18 protein-coding genes are annotated in these 16,526 nt (G+C 66.9%); 10 read left to right on the forward strand and 8 right to left on the reverse strand.

Annotated features, from left to right (window positions below; all coding sequences use genetic code 11):
• Positions 1 to 22 precede the first annotated feature (22 nt).
• Positions 23 to 754, forward strand: a complete 732-nt coding sequence (locus FQU96_RS31970; RefSeq protein ID WP_255468665.1) for a TetR/AcrR family transcriptional regulator — start codon at positions 23 to 25, stop codon at positions 752 to 754.
• 49 nt (positions 755 to 803) lie between these two features.
• On the opposite strand, the gene FQU96_RS31975 is transcribed toward FQU96_RS31970, so the two are convergent.
• Positions 804 to 1,781 carry an NADPH:quinone oxidoreductase family protein gene (locus FQU96_RS31975; protein ID WP_146545452.1) on the reverse strand — a complete coding sequence of 326 codons (978 nt, stop codon included), beginning with the start codon at positions 1,779 to 1,781 and terminating at the stop codon, positions 804 to 806.
• 175 nt (positions 1,782 to 1,956) lie between these two features.
• Between FQU96_RS31975 and cls the strand changes: the two genes are divergently transcribed.
• The 3 genes from cls (at position 1,957) to FQU96_RS31990 (ending at position 4,939) form a co-directional block, all read left to right on the forward strand.
• Positions 1,957 to 3,402, forward strand: a complete 1,446-nt coding sequence (gene cls / locus FQU96_RS31980; RefSeq protein ID WP_218574956.1) for a cardiolipin synthase — start codon at positions 1,957 to 1,959, stop codon at positions 3,400 to 3,402.
• Positions 3,402 to 4,208 carry an endonuclease/exonuclease/phosphatase family protein gene (locus tag FQU96_RS31985; protein ID WP_146545453.1) on the forward strand — a complete coding sequence of 269 codons (807 nt, stop codon included), beginning with the start codon at positions 3,402 to 3,404 and terminating at the stop codon, positions 4,206 to 4,208. The genes cls and FQU96_RS31985 overlap by 1 nt, the downstream gene beginning before the upstream one ends.
• A 77-nt stretch (positions 4,209 to 4,285) precedes the next feature.
• Positions 4,286 to 4,939, forward strand: coding sequence for an exopolysaccharide biosynthesis protein (locus FQU96_RS31990; RefSeq protein ID WP_178130827.1), 654 nt, complete (start codon positions 4,286 to 4,288; stop codon positions 4,937 to 4,939).
• 6 nt (positions 4,940 to 4,945) lie between these two features.
• Here the strand turns inward: FQU96_RS31990 and FQU96_RS31995 are convergent, their stop codons facing one another.
• Positions 4,946 to 5,854 (reverse strand): alpha/beta fold hydrolase, encoded by a 909-nt coding sequence (locus FQU96_RS31995; RefSeq protein WP_218574957.1) that lies wholly within the window; start codon positions 5,852 to 5,854, stop codon positions 4,946 to 4,948.
• 22 nt (positions 5,855 to 5,876) lie between these two features.
• Positions 5,877 to 6,266, reverse strand: a complete 390-nt coding sequence (locus FQU96_RS32000; protein WP_146545455.1) for a nuclear transport factor 2 family protein — start codon at positions 6,264 to 6,266, stop codon at positions 5,877 to 5,879.
• 135 nt (positions 6,267 to 6,401) lie between these two features.
• On the opposite strand from FQU96_RS32000, the gene FQU96_RS32005 reads away from it, so the two are divergent.
• Positions 6,402 to 7,022, forward strand: coding sequence for a TetR/AcrR family transcriptional regulator (locus FQU96_RS32005; RefSeq protein ID WP_146545456.1), 621 nt, complete (start codon positions 6,402 to 6,404; stop codon positions 7,020 to 7,022).
• A gap of 8 nt (positions 7,023 to 7,030) precedes the next feature.
• Here FQU96_RS32005 and FQU96_RS32010 read toward each other — a convergent pair whose 3' ends face one another.
• The gene (locus FQU96_RS32010; RefSeq protein WP_146545457.1) at positions 7,031 to 7,228 is read right to left on the reverse strand and encodes a hypothetical protein; all 198 of its coding nucleotides are present in this window, start codon (positions 7,226 to 7,228) and stop codon (positions 7,031 to 7,033) included.
• A 99-nt stretch (positions 7,229 to 7,327) separates the two neighbouring features.
• Between FQU96_RS32010 and FQU96_RS32015 the strand changes: the two genes are divergently transcribed.
• The 4 genes from FQU96_RS32015 to FQU96_RS32030 all read left to right on the forward strand — a co-directional run bounded on the left by FQU96_RS32015 (position 7,328) and on the right by FQU96_RS32030 (position 10,614).
• Complete coding sequence (locus FQU96_RS32015; RefSeq protein WP_146545458.1) at positions 7,328 to 7,909, forward strand: phosphoribosyltransferase; 582 nt, start codon at positions 7,328 to 7,330, stop codon at positions 7,907 to 7,909.
• Between the two features lie 127 nt (positions 7,910 to 8,036).
• Positions 8,037 to 9,011: an aliphatic sulfonate ABC transporter substrate-binding protein gene (locus tag FQU96_RS32020; RefSeq protein ID WP_255468666.1), complete on the forward strand. Its 975-nt coding sequence runs from the start codon at positions 8,037 to 8,039 to the stop codon at positions 9,009 to 9,011.
• On the forward strand, positions 9,008 to 9,841 hold the full coding sequence (locus tag FQU96_RS32025; protein WP_146545459.1) for an ABC transporter permease: 834 nt from the start codon (positions 9,008 to 9,010) through the stop codon (positions 9,839 to 9,841). The genes FQU96_RS32020 and FQU96_RS32025 overlap by 4 nt, the downstream gene beginning before the upstream one ends.
• A 2-nt stretch (positions 9,842 to 9,843) precedes the next feature.
• Positions 9,844 to 10,614, forward strand: a complete 771-nt coding sequence (locus tag FQU96_RS32030; protein ID WP_146545460.1) for an ABC transporter ATP-binding protein — start codon at positions 9,844 to 9,846, stop codon at positions 10,612 to 10,614.
• Positions 10,615 to 10,814: 200 nt separating this feature from the next.
• Here the strand turns inward: FQU96_RS32030 and FQU96_RS32035 are convergent, their stop codons facing one another.
• Positions 10,815 to 12,002, reverse strand: coding sequence for an acyl-CoA dehydrogenase family protein (locus FQU96_RS32035; protein WP_146545461.1), 1,188 nt, complete (start codon positions 12,000 to 12,002; stop codon positions 10,815 to 10,817).
• An 89-nt stretch (positions 12,003 to 12,091) separates the two neighbouring features.
• Positions 12,092 to 12,436, reverse strand: coding sequence for a helix-turn-helix domain-containing protein (locus FQU96_RS32040; RefSeq protein WP_146545462.1), 345 nt, complete (start codon positions 12,434 to 12,436; stop codon positions 12,092 to 12,094).
• Positions 12,437 to 12,546: 110 nt separating this feature from the next.
• Between FQU96_RS32040 and FQU96_RS32045 the strand changes: the two genes are divergently transcribed.
• Positions 12,547 to 13,263, forward strand: a complete 717-nt coding sequence (locus FQU96_RS32045) for a glutathione S-transferase family protein (RefSeq protein WP_146545463.1) — start codon at positions 12,547 to 12,549, stop codon at positions 13,261 to 13,263.
• 2 nt (positions 13,264 to 13,265) lie between these two features.
• Here FQU96_RS32045 and FQU96_RS32050 read toward each other — a convergent pair whose 3' ends face one another.
• The gene (locus FQU96_RS32050; RefSeq protein WP_146545464.1) at positions 13,266 to 14,192 is read right to left on the reverse strand and encodes a glutamate cyclase domain-containing protein; all 927 of its coding nucleotides are present in this window, start codon (positions 14,190 to 14,192) and stop codon (positions 13,266 to 13,268) included.
• Positions 14,192 to 16,456 (reverse strand): CHASE2 domain-containing protein, encoded by a 2,265-nt coding sequence (locus tag FQU96_RS32055; protein ID WP_178130828.1) that lies wholly within the window; start codon positions 16,454 to 16,456, stop codon positions 14,192 to 14,194. The genes FQU96_RS32050 and FQU96_RS32055 overlap by 1 nt, the downstream gene beginning before the upstream one ends.
• Positions 16,457 to 16,526: the final 70 nt, after the last annotated feature.

Genomic DNA, 16,526 nt, shown 5'->3' on the forward strand with positions numbered 1-16,526 from the left:
GAGATTTACACAGGTCTGTGTAATGGAAACACGCTCCTCGCCATCGGCGTCCGACGGTGCCGTCTCGGCCAAGGACGCCATGCGCCAGCGCATCCTCGAGACCACCGACCGGCTGTTCTACGGCCACGGCATCCGTGCCGTTGGCGTCGATACGGTCGCGGCCGAAATCGGCATCAGCAAGCGCACGCTCTACAATTACTTTCCGTCGAAGGACGCGCTGATCGTCGCCTACCTGTCGCGCCGCCTGCGGCCGGCACCGTTCACCGACGCGCCGCCGGCCGAACAGATCCTGGGCGATTTCGACCGGATGGAACGAAACTTCGCGCGACCGGGCTATCGCGGCTGTCCGTTCGTGAATGCCGTCGCCGAGATGGGTGATCCGGCGCACGGCGCCAACAAGATCGCCGTCGCGTTCAAGGAGCAGCGGCGCCTGTGGTTCCGCGACCTGCTGCGCCGGCTGGAGGTCGCCGATCCGGACGGGCTGTCGATGCAGCTGATGCTGCTGGTCGACGGCGCCATCGCCGCCGCCCTGGTGCGCGGCGATCCGCGCATGGCCCGCGCCGCGCGCGAGGCGGCGCGCGTCCTGCTGGCGGCGGCGGGGGTGGATGTTGGGAGTACAAACGCTGGGGGCGCGTCACTGCGTGACGCGTCGGCGCGCAGCGCCGATCCCTTACCAGTTCAAAGCAACCCAGCGCGCAGCAACCGAAGAAAGAAGACGCGCCACGGAGCGGCGCGCCCCCAGCACCCTGCATAACCACCCAGGGCACCTCAAACGCCCGCGTACTGCCCGCCACTCGGAAAAATCACCGCGTGGTGATCACCACCTTGCCGGTGGCCTGGCGTGACAGCAGGGCGTTCATCGCCTCGGGCGCCTTCTCGAGCGGAAAGCGCATCGAGATGTGCGGCTTCAGCTTGCCCTGGCGGAACCAGGCGAACATCTCGTCGAAGTTCTTGCGCGCCTCGGCCGGCTCGCGGCCGCGCCAGGCGCCGTAGAAGACGCCGCGCACGTCGCAGCTCTTGAGCAGCGCCAGGTTGGCGGGCAGCGACGGAATACGGCCCGACGCGAAGCCGATGACCAGCAGACGACCGTACCAGGCGATGCAGCGGACCGACTCGTCGAAGGCATCGCCGCCCACCGGATCGTAGATCACGTCGGCACCGTTGCCGCCGGTCAGTTCCTTCACCTTGTCGCGCAGCTTGTCCTTGGCGTAGTTCACGAACATCGTGGCGCCGTGCTTGCGGCAGATCTCCATCTTCTCGTCCGACCCGACCGCGGCGATCACCTTGGCGCCCATCACGGCGCCCAGCTCGACGGCCGTCAGGCCGACGCCGCCGGCGGCGCCCAGCACCAGCAAGGTCTCGCCCGGCTTCAGATCGCCCCGCTGCTTCAGCGCGTAGTAGCTGGTGCCATACGTCATCGTGAAGGCGGCACCCTCCTCGAACGACATGTTGTCAGGCATCGGCAGCAGGTTGTTCTGGTCGACCACCGCCTCGTCGGCGTAGCCACCGTGGCCGATCATGCCGATGACCCGGTCGCCCTGCTTGTAGCCCTGGACACCCTCGCCGACCTCGGCCACGACACCACCGACCTCGTGACCCGGCGCGAACGGCCGCGGCGGCTTGAACTGGTACTTGTCGGCGATGATCAGGGTGTCGGGAAAGTTCACGCCGGCAGCATGAACGGCCACCCGCACCTGCCCCTTGCCCACAGGCGCCGACGGCAGCTCCTTGAGCACCAGGCTCTCCGGACCGCCGACTTTCTCGCTGATCATCGCCCGCATGGCGTCGTCTCCTCTTCGATCGATGCCATCATTGATAGCCGTTGGCCCGGCGCAGGCAAAGGCCGCACTGTTTCGCGTGTCGAGAACGCGCGGTAGCCTGGGAGGACTGGAACACCGCCCCTGCTGGGACGTTATCAGGCAGCGCACGGCACTGTGGTGGTGTAGAGGATGCTCGGTGGACGCAACGCCTTCTACGATCTCCTGGATGGTCGTCGCGCTGGCCCTGCTGCACCTGGTGGGGCTGGGAACCGCCATGCGCGCCCTGATGTTCGGCCGCACGGCCCAGGGAACCGTCGCCTGGATGATCGCCTTGACGCTGGTACCCTACGTGGCGCTGCCGCTGTACGTCGTATTCGGCCACGGCAAGTTCCAGGGCTATGTGCGGGCCCGCCGCACGCGCAACGGCCAGCTCAACGACCTGATGCGCGCCGTGCGACCGCTGCGCGCCTCGGAACGGGCACTGGATCGCGATACCGAACCGCCGGAGCTGTTGGCGCTGGAGCGTCTGGCCGAACTCCCCTTCACCCGCGGCAACAAGGCTGAGCTTTTGATCAACGGCGAACAGACCTTCCGTTCGATCTTCGCCGGCATCGCCGAGGCACGGCGCTACCTGCTGGTGCAATTCTACACCATCCATTGCGACGGCGTCGGCACGCACCTGAAGAAGGCCCTGATCGAGCGCGCCCAGGCCGGTGTCGCGGTGTACGTGCTCTATGACGAGATCGGCTGCGAGGATATGCCGCGCAGCTATGTCGACGAGCTGCGCCAACACGGCATCTTCATCAGCGCCTTCAACGAATCCAAGAGCTGGTTCGCCCGTCACTCGCGGATCAACTACCGCAATCACCGCAAGATCGTGGTCGTCGACGGGCACACCGCCTGGGTCGGCGGTCTCAACATCGGCGACGAATACCTGGGCAAGGATCCGGCGCTGGGCGCCTGGCGCGACACCCATGTGCGGGTGACCGGCCCCTCGGTGCAGGGCTGTCAGCTCAGCTTCGTCGAGGACTGGCACTGGGCCACCGGCGAGATGCTGACGCTCGACTGGCGGGCGTATCACGCCGAGCCCGACGGGCTGCCGGTGCTGGTGCTGCCGACCGGTCCGGCCGACACGGTCGAGACCTGCGCGCTGGCGTTCGGGCAGATGATCGCCGCCGCCCGCCGGCGGATCTGGATCGCCAACCCCTATTTCGTGCCCGATTCGCACATCCAGGCCGCCCTGCAGCTGGCGGCGTTCCGCGGTGTCGATGTGCGGGTGATGATCCCCGGCAAGCCCGATCACCGTACGACCTGGCTGGCGAGCCTGTCGTACCTGCCCGACATGACCGCCGCCGGCGTCAAGGTCTATCTCTACGAGGCCGCCGTGCTGCACCAGAAGGTTTGCGTGTTCGACGACCGACTGGCGACCATCGGCACGGCCAACTTCGACAATCGCTCGTTCCGCCTCAATTTTGAGATTACACTCGCCTTTCTGGACGCCCGCTTCACCCGGGAGGTGGCCGACATGCTGGCGCGCGACTTTCAGGAAAGCCGCGAGGTCGACGCCGACCTGCTCGCGTCGCGCTCGCTGGCGTTCCGCGTGGCCGTGCAGGGTGCCCGCCTGCTGGCACCGGTGCTGTGATGCGACGCGACGAACACAACGTCGCGCATCTGCCGGCCTCGATGCTGGATGTCGATGCATCGCAACCGGTCGACGCGGTCGTCAACGACCGGCTGGCACTGCGCACGCCGCCGTCGGCGACCTGCCGCGTGATGACCTACAACGTCCATTCCTGCATCGGCGCCGACCGCAAGTACGATCCCCATCGCATCCTCGATATCGTGCGGCGTATCGACGCCGATGTGGTGGCGCTGCAGGAGATGCGGGCCTATTCGGCCGTGGACGACCAGTTCCACCTGTTCCAGGAAAGCCTCAAGCCGATGGCGGCAGTGTTCGGCACGACCTTCCGCCGCACGCGGTTCAAGTTCGGCAACGCCCTGTTCGTGCGCGGCGACATCCTGGAGACGCGGCTGCTTGACCTCAGCGTGGCGCCGTTCGAGGAGCGTGGTGCCATCGACTGCACCGTGCGCGTGCGCGGCCGGCGCGTGCGCTTCATCGCCGCCCACCTGGGCCTGTTCCGGCGCGAGCGGGCCGAGCAGCTGACGCGCCTGGCGACCGCGCTGAAGCATCACGGCGAAGACACCACGGTGATCCTGGGCGACTTCAACATCTTCGGCGCCGAGCGGCGGCGGCTGCGCGCGGTCGGCGCCCCGGCGGCCCTGCCCCGCATCCGCACCTTTCCGTCGTTCCAGCCCATCATGTCGCTGGACCGGGTGTGGACCATCCCCAACGACCGGCTCGTGCGCCTGGCCCGCCACCGCGAAACCCCGGCAAAATGGGCTTCCGACCATCTGCCGCTGGTCGGCGACGTGGCGCTGACGGAATAGGAACAGATCCTTGTGGAAAGCCCCTTGGGAGCGCGGGCGTCCCGGCCGCACTCCCAGGCCACAATAGGCTGCATGTGATGCCCCACGACCGTCCCGAAGCCGAGCGCGAGTCGCTGATCGACCTGCTGCAGCAACTGTTCGCCGGGCCGCGCGAGGCGCGCGTGACGGTGGCGCAGTTGATGGACGACATGAAGGGGCGCGCTTACCCCCTGGTGGTGGTCGTCTTCGACATTCCCAACTGCATTCCCACCGGCATTCCCTGGCTGTCGACCATCACCGGCATTCCCATCGTGATCCTGCTGCTCCAGATGCTGATGGGCTACGAGGCGCCGTCCCTGCCGGCCTTCATCGGCACCAAGTCGATGCCGCGCGGCCGGCTGCAGGATTTCCTGGTCCGCGCCCGCCGCTGGATCGTGCGGCTGGAGAACGCCGTCCATCCGCGCCTCTCCGGCTGGACCACGGGCGCGGCCGGGTTCTGGCTGTCCATCGGGTTGTTGTTCAACGCCGTGATCCTGGCGCTGCCGATCCCGTTCGACAATTTCCCGCCGGCCTGGGCTGTCATGTTCTTCGCCCTGGCGTTGCTGGAACGCGACGGCTTGATGGCACTGGCCGGCTGGGTCGCGACACTGGTCACCGTGGCATGGACGGCGCTGCTGCTGATCTTCTACAGCGAGGTCATGGCCCTGGTGCCGACCTTCGGGCGCCAGATCAAGGACGCGGTGTTCGGGTGACTCGTGTCACCCTCTTCTCGAACCGGCCTGCCAGAAAGCGCGCAAAGGGCGCACGAGATCTTCCGGCCGTTCCTCCGGAAAGAACAGCTTGGCGCCCTGAACTTCGATGACGTCGCGGCAACCGGGGATCGTGTCGCGCAGCCAGTAAGCCCACTTCAATGGAAAGAAGATATCGTCAGTTCCCCACACGACCAGACTGGGGGCCTCGAGGCGCCGCAGCAGCGGTTCGACCGCAACCGTCTGATTGCAATCGAGTTTGAAGAATCGCTCCAGGTCGCGAACCCGGTCGGGGTTGGCAAACAGCGGTGCGAGGTAGGTTCGAAAGGTCTCCTCCGAAACGCTTTCGGGATGCTCCAGGCCGACGCCGAAGAACTTCCGTGCAAACGTGACGTCATTCAACATGCCGCGACCGATGCTGCCAAGCCGGCCATCGTCGACGGCCTTCATCAATGGCAGCAACGGCGCCGGCGGATAGTTGTCGTGCACATCGCAGTTGGTGAGGGTGAGGCTGCGGATCCGCGATGGATGGCGCGCGGCAAAGATCTGCGCGATCCCACCCCCGGAATCATTGGCGACGACGTCGACCTGGTCCAGGTTCAGCGCTTGGCAGACCTCCTCCAGCATCCTGGCCTGGGCGTCGAAAGAAACATCCTGGTCACCGGTGATGCGTGTGGCGCCATGGGCCAGCAGGTCGACGGCCACACATCGCCGAAGATCGCTGACCTGCGCCATCACGTGACGCCAAAGGTGGCTGTTGAGAAAGACGCCATGGACGAACAGCGCCGTCGCGCCATCGCCACGATCGACATATGCGATATCGCCGCTGGGCGTTTTTGCATACCTCATCGTGTCTGGTGCCATCTCGGTTCCCTCCACGAACGGGCCTGAGCGGGAAGAACAGCGGCTGCCCTGCATTGAACGGCAGCCGCCTTTCGCCTCACGCCCGCGTCACGTGCGCCGATACGCAAAGCCAGCGGCCGTTGCGCCGGGCCCAGACATCGGTGTAGCGGCCATTGCCCTGCTTGCCGTCGGACAGCCCATAGCTGGTGCGGGCGTGGATGATGGCGAAGTCGCCCATGATGCGGATCATCACGTCGAGAGCCTGGATGTTCGTGATCGTGACCGGCCGTGCCGTCTGCTTCAGAAAGGCGGCGCGGTCGATCAGGGTCCCGTCCGGATTGGAACAGTAGAAGTCGTCGGCCAGCATCTCGTCGAACCACTTGACGTCGGAATGCTGCACCGAGCGGATATAGTTGCTGTTGAGCGCCAGCAGTTGGTCGTGATCGGACGTCGCCTGCGTCCGGGGGGCTGCTTCGGCTGCGGCCATGGTTTCCTCCTGAAGGACCGCCGTGCGTCTGGACAACACCGCGATCCCGATGCATTGCCAAACCGATTCCAGACTGACAGTCTGTCATGTGATACAAACCGACTGTCGGTCTGTCAACAGGCGTGAGGCGCGGCAGTGGATCAAAAATCGGCCAAGGGCCAGGCGACACGGGCGCAGATCGTCGGTGTCGCCACCGAGCTGTTCTCGACGGCAGGCTACGAGGCGACCTCGATCGAGACCGTGCTGGCGAAATCCGGCGTCAGCCGCGGCGCGCTCTACCATCACTTCGAGAACAAGGAAGCGCTGTTCGTGGCTGTGTTCGAGACGATGGAAGCCCGGATCGCGCAGGCCACGGTCGACGCCTCGCGCGGCATCGCCGACCGGGTCGAGGCGATGCGCGTCGGCACCGAAGCCTTCCTCGACCTCAGCCGCGAACCGGCCATCCGGCAGATCGTGCTCACCGACGCGCCGGCCGTGCTGGGCTGGCAAAAATGGCGCGAGATCGATGCCCGTTTCGGTTTCGGCCTGCTGAAGGGATCGCTCAAGGCCGCCGCGGCGGCCGGCCGGCTGCAGCCGGATCTCGTGGACGTCTACGCCCACATCCTGCTGGCGGCGATGCTGGAAGTGGCGCTGATCATCGCCCGGGCCGACCATCCGGCCGACGCCGCCCGGCGCGGGCGCACGGCCCTGAACGACCTCATCGACAAGATGCTGGGCTCACCATCGCCCCGCCCTGCCCGGCGGAAGTCACAGTAGCCGGCGGCTCACCCGCAGGCGCTTTGGGCCAGCCGGGCGTCGTCAGGGTCGTCGAATTCGATCTCCAGGGCACGCGGCGGGCCCACGATCTCACGGCTGATCCGCCAGCTGGCCTTGAATTTCAGCCGGTCCAGGCATGCCAGTACGTCGGCCGATACCTGCAGGATCGGCCCGTAACGGATGGGAAAACGGATCGCTGTCGCCATTGCCTCACGCCCCACGCGAGAGAAAATCGTGTGATCCTATATTGAAGAGATCGCCGCCGCGTTGAAAATCTCTGCCGGATTCAATCGGACACCGATTTCATGCCGCCGGACACCATCGAACACAATGTGCTGCAGGCCGCAAGACGCGGCCATTTCCGCTACGAGTCGGGCCACCACGGCGATCTGTGGCTCGACCTCGATGCCCTGCTCGCCGACGCGCGGCGGACACGGCAATGGGCCACCGCGCTGGCCACGCGCGCGGCCGCCTGTCGCCCGGACGCCGTCTGTGGGCCGCTGACCGGCGGCGCATTCGTCGCCCAGTTCATCGCGGCGGAGATCGGTATCGAATTCGCCTTCGCCGAACGCCAGATCGATGCATCGGGCACCGCGCGCTATAGCATCCCGGCAGCGCGGCGGGCCGCGCTGAGCGGCCGGCGCGTCCTGCTGGTCGACGATGCGGTCAATGCCGGTTCCGCCTTGCTGGCGACGGCGGCGGACCTGGTGGCCTGCGGTGCCGACGTGGCCGGCTTCGCCAGCCTGATCGCGCTCGGCGATGCCGCACCACGCCTCTCGGCGCAGCGCGGTGTGCCCTTCTTTACGCTGGCATCGCTGGAACGACAGATGTGGCTGTCCCAGGATTGTCCCTTGTGCCGGGCGCAGGTGCCACTTGAACACGGCTAGAGGCCCGCGGCGGCGTCTACCAGCCGCCGCATAGTATTTCTAACAATCACGCTTAGAAAAACTAACAACCACCGACCAACCCTATCCCCTAGATGTGGCCGCCAGCTGCTCGCCCCATGGAGATCCAATGCCTGCGCCAATGCTTGCCCGGCGGAAGTTGATCGCGATCGCCGGCCTCTCGGTGCTGTCGGCCCGCCCCGCCGCCGCCGCGCCGCCGAAGGAGATCGCCATCGACTGGGCGACCTACAACCCGGTGTCGCTGATCCTCCGGGACAAGCGGATCCTGGAGGATGCGTTTGCGAAAGACGGCATCGCCATTCGCTGGGTTCAGTCCGCGGGATCGAACAAGGCACTGGAGTTCCTGAATGCGGGTTCGCTGGATTTCGGCTCGACCGCGGGTGCCGCGGCCCTGATCGGCCGCATCAACGGCAACCGTATCAAGTCCGTCTATGTCTACTCGCAGCCTGAATGGACGGCGCTGGTGACGCGGCCCGATACGGGCATCAAGGCCCCGGCCGACCTGAAGGGCCGGCGCGTCGCCGTCACCCGCGGCACCGATCCGCACATCTTCCTGGTGCGCGCCTTGGCCAATGCCGGCCTGACCGAGAAGGACGTGCGGCTGGTGCTGCTGCAGCATGCCGACGGCCGATTGGCGTTGCAGCGCAAGGACGTCGATGCCTGGGCCGGTCTCGATCCGATGATGGCGTCGGCCGAGATCGACGACGGCGCCACGCTGTTCTTCCGCGATCCGGCCGCCAATACCTGGGGCGTCCTGAATGTGCGCGAGGAATTCGCCGCCCAGAATCCCGAGATCGTAAGCCGGGTGCTGGCGGCCTATGAACAGGCGCGCCGCTTTGCCGTCGACAACCCCAAGGCACTCGCCGCCGCCCTGGTCGCCGCCACCAAGCTGCCCGAGGCGGTGATCGCCCGCCAGCTCGAGCGGACCAGCATCACCCACGGACCAATCGGCGCCGCGCAGCGCGACAGCATCCTGGCGGCGGGCATCGCCCTGCAGCGGGCGGGAGTCGTGACCGCCGACACCGACGTCGCGGCGCAGGTCAACGGCTTGCTGGACGGCCGGTTCCTCGCAGCGACGCAATGACCCCTGTGAGCGTTGCCCAGACATCGGAACCGGCGCTGGACACACCAGCCGCCCCGCCGCCGCGCCCCTTCCGCTGGCGTCTGCTGCTGGGCTTCGTGCTGCCGATCGGTGCGGCCGTCCTGTGGGAAGCCGCGGTCCGCAGCGGCCTCGCCGAGGGGCGCCTGATGCCGCCGCCCAGCCGCATCCTGGCCACGCTCGTCGATCTCGCCCGCGGCGGCGAGCTGTGGTGGCACGCGCAGGCAACCCTGGCCCGGGTCGCCGCCGGCTTCGCGCTGGGAGTTGCGGCGGGCACGGCGCTCGGCGCCCTGGCCGGCGCCTCCGGCCTGTGGCGCGCGCTGCTCGATCCCACGCTGCAGGGATTGCGCGCCATTCCGTCGATCGCCTGGGTGCCGCTGTTCATCCTCTGGCTCGGCATCTTCGAGGCCTCCAAGATCGCGCTGATCGCCGTGGGCGTCTCCTTCCCCGTCTATCTCGGCACGCTGGGCGCGATCCTCTCGATCGACCGCAAGACCATCGAGGTCGGCCGCATCTTCCGTCTGTCGGGACCGGCGCTGGTCGGCCGCATCATGCTGCCCGCCGTTCTGCCCCACTACGTCATCGCCCTGCGCTCGGGCCTGGGACTGGGCTGGATGTTCGTGGTCGCAGCGGAGTTCATGGGTGCATCCGAAGGACTGGGCTACCTGCTGGTCGACGGCCAGCAGCTGGGCAAGCCGGCGCAGATCATTTCCGCCATCGCGATCTTCGCCATCCTGGGCAAGATCACCGATGCCATTCTGGTTGCCCTGACGGCGCCGCTGTTGCGCTGGCAGGACGTGGCCGGCAGGTCCTAGCCATGCTCGCGCTGAACGCCGTCTCCAAACGCTATCCCAACGGCACACGGGCGCTGGCCGACATCTCGCTGGCCGTCGACGCCGGTGAGATCCTGGCCATCGTCGGTGGATCGGGCTGCGGCAAGAGCACCTTGCTGCGGCTGGCCGCCGGCCTCGAAGCGCCAACGACCGGAGAGGTCCAGGTCGATGGCGAACGCATCGCAGGCCCGCACCCGGCGGTCGGCCTGGTGTTCCAGGAACCGCGGCTGCTGCCCTGGCTGACGGTGGCGGGCAATGTCGGCTTCGGGCTGGCGGCGCTGGCGCCAACGGAGCGAGCAGCGAAAGTAAACGCCGCGTTGGCACGCGTCGGCCTGGCTGATTATGCCGCGCGATGGCCGCGCGAGCTGTCCGGCGGCCAAGCCCAGCGCGTCGCACTCGCCCGCGCGCTGGTCACCAATCCGCGGGTGCTGCTGCTGGATGAGCCGTTCTCGGCGCTCGACGCCTTCACGCGCGTGGACTTGCAGGACCACCTGCTCGACCTGTGGGCCGACACGCGGCCGACCCTGGTTCTGGTCACGCACGACATCGAGGAGGCGCTGGTCCTGGCCGACCGGGTGATGGTCATGCGGGCCCATCCCGGCCGGATCGCCGGTGTCCTGACGCTCGAGGCGCCGCGGCCGCGCGATCGGCAGTCCGGCACGTTCGAGCGCGCCAAGCGCCAGTTACTGGCCGACCTGGGGCGCGCCGGCACCTACCGATCGGGCGAAGAAGCGTTTCCGACGGCGGCGATTTGAGCTTTGTCCCTCTCCGCCCACGCAGTGGGGGGAGAGGGAGGGGCCCATCGCGTTAGCGATGGGAGGGTGAGGTAGGTGTTGAAGACGGACGTGATCTCATTCCAGAAATCGCGTGCGTTCTGACCACCCACCTCACCCTCCCACGCTGCGCGTGGGCCCCTCCCTCTCCCCCCGCTACGCGGGCGGAGAGGGGTTCTCATCTAATACGAGCGTGGCAGTTCCAGCACGTGTTCGGCGACGAAGTTCAGCACCATGTTGGTCGAGATCGGCGCCACGGTGTAGAGCCGTGCCTCGCGGAACTTGCGCTCGACATCGAACTCCTCGGCGAAACCGAAGCCGCCATGTGTCTGCACACAGGACTCGGCCGCCTGCCATGACGCTTCCGACGCCAGCAGCTTGGCGACGTTGGCTTCCTCGCCGCAGTTGATGCCGCTCTCATAGAGGCTCGCCGCCTTGCGCACCATGAGCTCGGCCGCCTGCAGCGCGACGTAGGCGCGCGCGATGGGATACTGAACGCCCTGGTTCTGGCCGATCGGGCGACCGAACAGGTTGCGCTCCTTGGCGTAGTTCGTCGCCTTGTCGATGAACCAGCGGCCATCGCCCAGACACTCGGCGGCGATCAGGATACGCTCGGCGTTCATGCCCGACAGGATGTAGCGGAAACCCTGCCCTTCCTCGCCGATCAGGTTCTCGGCCGGCACTTCCATGTTGTCGAAGAACACTTCGGTGCTGTTGTGGTTCATCATGGTGCGGATCGGCCGGATGGTGAGGCCCTTGCCCTTGGCCTCCTGCATGTCGACCAGGAACACCGACAGCCCGTCGGTGCGCTTCTTCACCTGGTCGCGCGGCGTCGTGCGCGCCAGCAGCAGCATCAGGTCGGAGTGCTCGGCGCGGCTGGTCCAGATCTTCTGGCCGTTCACGATGTAGCGGCTGTTGTCCTTCTTCACCGCCTGGGTGCGCAGGCTGAGCGTGTCGGTGCCGCTGGAGGGCTCGGTGACGCCGAAGGCCTGCAGGCGCAGCTCGCCGCTGGCGATCTTGGGCAGGTAGCGCGCCTTCTGCGCGGCGTTGCCGTGCCGCAGCACGGTGCCCATGGTGTACATCTGCGCATGGCAGGCGGCGGCGTTGCAGCCCGCGGCGTGGATCTCCTCGAGCACGGCGGCGGCGGCCGAAATCCCCAGCCCCGAACCACCGAATTCCTCCGGGATCAGGATCGACAGCCAGCCGGCCTCGGTCAGCGCCCGCACGAAGTCGGTCGGATAGGCCCGCTCGCGGTCGAGCCCACGCCAATAGGCGCCGTCGAACTTGCCGCAGAGCTGGGCCACGGCATCGCGGATCTCGGGATGGGTACGGGCGTACGGATGATCGCTCGGGATTACGGTCGCGGCCATGGGCTTTCCATCAGATCAAGGACTCAAGCCCGTTAGCAGACGCAACCAGGGAAGACGAGCCGGTTTTCGTCAGGGCAGCCAGCGGCGCCTCACGCAGCGGAACGCCGGCCGTCCGCAGCGATGTCCCGACGCGTCTGCTGCCACCATGCGCTGAGCGCGTTGATCAACGGCACGAGCTTGTGGCCATGCGCGGTGAGATCATAGTCGACGCGCAGTGGATAGCCGGCATGCACCGTCCGCCGCACGATGCCGGCCGCCTCCAGCTTGCGCAGTTCCAAGGTCAGGATCCGATGCGACACCGTGGGATTGTCACGTCGGAGGTCGCTGAAGCGCTTGGTTCCGTCGCGCAGGTAGTAAAGCAACAGCGTCGGCCAGCGACCGCTGAGCACCTGCATGACCTGCTCGATCGGGCAGTGCGAAACGACGTTCTTCATAGGTCCCGCCTGGTTACAGATTTGTGCGTAATTTACATGGGAACGGCAGCAACTACATTCCAGTTCGCTGCGCAGCGCGATCCCTCGGCCCTCAACACTCGGAATGTGACATGGAACCGATCCTACTCTACGGCTTCCCGCTGGGAAGCTCGATGGGACTCGTCGCTGCGCTGGAGCAGCTGGGACAACCCTATCGCCTGAGCCGCGTCGACATGCTGGTCGACATGGCAACCGACGCGTACGGCCGCATCAACGACCGCCGCGAAACACCCGTGCTGATCACCGACGATGGTCGCGTGCTGACCGAGACCATGGCCATCGCCGGCTGGCTGGAGGCACGCGACACGCAACGGCGCATCAGCTACGCGCCGGGCACACCGGACGCCGATCGCATGCACCAGATCATGGCCTTCGTGAATACCGGCTTCACCGGGTCTTTCAGCCCGCTGTGGACGGCGCTGGAAATGAAGAATCCGGACCCGGCGACGCTGGAGATCCTGCGCGCCCACGGCCGCAAGTCGGTGATCAGCCGTCACGCGCGCCTGGAGGCGATGATCGCCGACACGCCTTTCCTCGTCGGCAACAAGCTGACATTGGCCGACACTACCCTGATCGGCGTGGCGCGCTGGGCGGAATTCCACGATGCCGTCGATCCGGCCGCCTATCCCAAGCTGACGGCGCTGCGGCGGCGGATCGAGGCGGAACCGGCCGTGCGCTTCGCGCAGGCGATCGAGGATGGCCAGACGCCAGCGGGATCCGGTGCCTGCAAGGGCCATGTGCCTCTGGCCGAGGTGATCGAGCGCTTCGGCGCCCGGCGCGCGGCCTGAGATCACCCGCGCGCGGCAGCGAGCACAGTCTCGATCACTGTGCCGTGTACGGGGTGCGCGAAGCCGTCGACCGAGGCGGCGCGCACCCCGGCGACCGGATCGGCCGATGGCCCGTCGCGCACGAGGGTTTCGAGGATCTGCAGGTCGATCTGCGGCGTCACGGTCGCCAGCAGCGATGCGGCCTTCGCCGGCAACAGCAGCGACAACGCCGCCAGAAATGCGTAGGCGCCCCAGTTGGAAACGCCGCAGACCACGAGATGATCGGCCGGCGTGACGCAGGCGATCTTCTCGCCGTTGGGCACCGAGCCTGCGATCAGATCGCGCGGCAGGCTGCCCATGCCGACCTCGTTGCCGCCGTCGCCGATCGCGATGCGCACCCAGGGGCCTGCCGTGAACAGGTCATCCAGCGGCGCGGTGGTCGCCGACACGTCGATCCCGCGCATCGTATAGCAGCCGCCATCGGCGGCCCGGCCGCAGCGCTCGATGGCGATGACATGCGTCACCCCCGCCGTGCGCCAACGATCGACCAGGCTTGCAATCGCCTCGGCCTGTGCCGGCCCGGTCGGCACGACATCCAGCCCGATCCGCGCGTCGATGGCCTGGCCGGTGCCGCGCAGCGCGGCACTGACGGCACCGGCGCACGGCGTGTCGGTCGCCACGCGTACACCCCAGCCGCAGTTGGCGAAACCGATGGCAAGATGGGCGGCGCCCACCGGGCCGTCGGTCTCCGCCATCGGCGGATCGAGAGTCGGCACGAAAAAGCCGGTGATGATGCCGATGGTGGGCTGGGCGACAGCCACGATCGCACGCGCCGCGCGGGCCAGCCCGCCCTGCGTGGCCGCCATCAGCGGTGCCGCGCCGCGCCCGACCTCGCGGCAGACAACCGCTTCGATGGCGGCCAGCCGCGCATCGACATCGACCTGTTCCATCACTTCTCCTCAGCCTCATAAACGCCATCCCAGATGGCAGGCGGTTGGGCAACAAGAGTTTTCAGCCGGACGTTCATGCGCTCGTAGTATCCCGAGCCCCAATCCGCCACGTCAGCACAGGCCTTCGCCTGTTCAGCCTTGAGCCTTGCCGCCGCGAAATCACCGGCACGATATGCCACTAGGAACGCCCCGTGTGCGGCCTCCCAGGCGCGGAACGCCTCGGTATCGCGCAGGGTGGCATCGCCGATCAGGGCGAAGATGCGTTCCGGCTCGCTCCTGCCCTTCACCTTGACCAGATCGAGCTCGATGCAGGCAAAGTCCGGCGCCGACCGCCGGGTGTCCTCGCCGACGATGATCGCCACGCCATAGACCTTGCACTGACCTTCCAGGCGTGAGGCCAGATTGACGTCATCGCCCAGCACCGAATAGGTGAAGCGCTGGTCGGACCCGAAGTTGCCGACAGACGCCGGACCCGTATTGAGGCCGATTCCGATCGCCACCGGGATGTGGTTGCGCCCCTCGTCGTGCGCCTGGCTGCGCCATTCGATATTCAAGTCCTTCAGGCGCGACTGCATGGCCAGCGCCGCGCGACAGGCCCGCGCCGCATGGTCCGGCACATCGAGTGGCGCGTTCCAGAATGCCATGATCGAGTCGCCCATGTACTTGTCGATCGTGCCGCGTTCGGAAAGGATGATGTTGGTCATGGGTGTCAGGAAGCGATTCATGAACCGCGTCAGGCCCGGCGGATCGAACTGCTCGGAAATCGTCGTGAAACCGCGCACGTCGGTGAACATCACCGTCAGGATCCGCTCCTCGCCGCCGAGTTGCAGGCGCGCGGGATTGCGCGCCAGTTCCTCGACCACATCCGGTGACAGGTAGAGGCCAAAGGCACCGCGGATCTGCGCCCGCTCGCGCTCGGTCAGCATGAAACTCGACGCCGAACTGGCGGCGTAGATCAGCGCCAGCATTGCAGGTGCATAGATGGGATCGACCAGCACGCGTTCGGTGACAAAGAGAAGCCACGGTGCCCCCAGGCCGACGGCCACGCCGACAATCGCCAGCACGCCCTTCCAACCGGCCGAGACGCGCGGCATGACGAACACGAAGAGCAAACCCGCCACCAGCAGGAAGCCGGTCTCCAGCGCGCCGGCATAGAACGGCCGCGCCAGGTAGGTCTCCGTGAAGATCTGCTCGACGAGCTGGGCATGGATCTCGACGCCGGGAATGGCGCTGTCCACCGGTGTGTTGCGGATGTCCTTGAGACCGGCGGCGCTGGTGCCGACGAAGATAATACTGCCCGCGATCTTCTCCTTGTCGACCCGATCCTCCATCACGTCACGGGCGGAGATGAACCGCTCCTGGCGGTGGCCGCTGTCGTACAGCACCAGGTTGCCATGGCGGTCGGTCGGTACGATGCGATCGCCGACCCGAACGGACTGCACACCGTCCTGGAATGCCGACAGCGTTCGCGCCAGCCACCCCAGATCGCCGCCCGATGTCGCGCCGCGCACGACATATGTCGAGGCCTGCACGGCGATGCGCACCGCCTCCAGGGAAAGCGCCGGATAAACATGCGACTGCGTCTCGAGCCGCAGCAACAGGGGAACGCGGCGGATCACGGTGATGTCGTGGTCGGGCGTGATACCGCCGTTGCCCTTGGCGCCGGCTTCCAGCAACTCCAAGGTGGAAACCACGCTGGCATAGCGGTTCAGGTACAGCAGCGGATCCTCGCCACTGATCGCGTAGCCGTGTTTCAGACCTGGTGGCCGGCTCTGGCGCGTCGCGGTATCGAAGGCATAGGCCGTCACCACATTGGCATGGGCGAAGGCATCGGCCAGCAGGCGGTCGTTATCCTGCACGGCGGCGGCAATGCGCTGCACGGTCTCAGGATCGACATAGGCAATCAGCTCGCGCACCCGGCGATGCCACGACGAAGCGTCGGGCTCGGCAAACAACACGTCGAAGGCAACAACGGCCGCTCCCTGCTCACTGAGCTTGTCGACCAGCTTGGCAAGCCGATCGCGCGGCCAGGGCCACTGGCCATAGGCTGCCAGCGTTGCTTCGTCGATATCGACGATGCGCACGTTCCATTGCGGATCATAGTCACGCGGCTTCAGACGCTGGAACGCATCGAACGCGAAGTCACGCAGCTGGTTGACGCTGGGTGGGTCGGCGACGCGCAGCGCCAGCGCCGCCAACAGGACCATGAACGGCGCCACGATCGGCAAGCGCCTGCCCCATCGCCTTGCCAGCCACCCGATCATTCGCCCTTCCCCCCGGCACGACATTACGGTCAGCCGCGCCGGCCGTCCATGTCATGCCTTCCCCGCCGAG

The sequence above is a fragment of the Reyranella sp. CPCC 100927 genome, from assembly GCF_007859315.1.
Classification (GTDB): domain Bacteria; phylum Pseudomonadota; class Alphaproteobacteria; order Reyranellales; family Reyranellaceae; genus Vineibacter.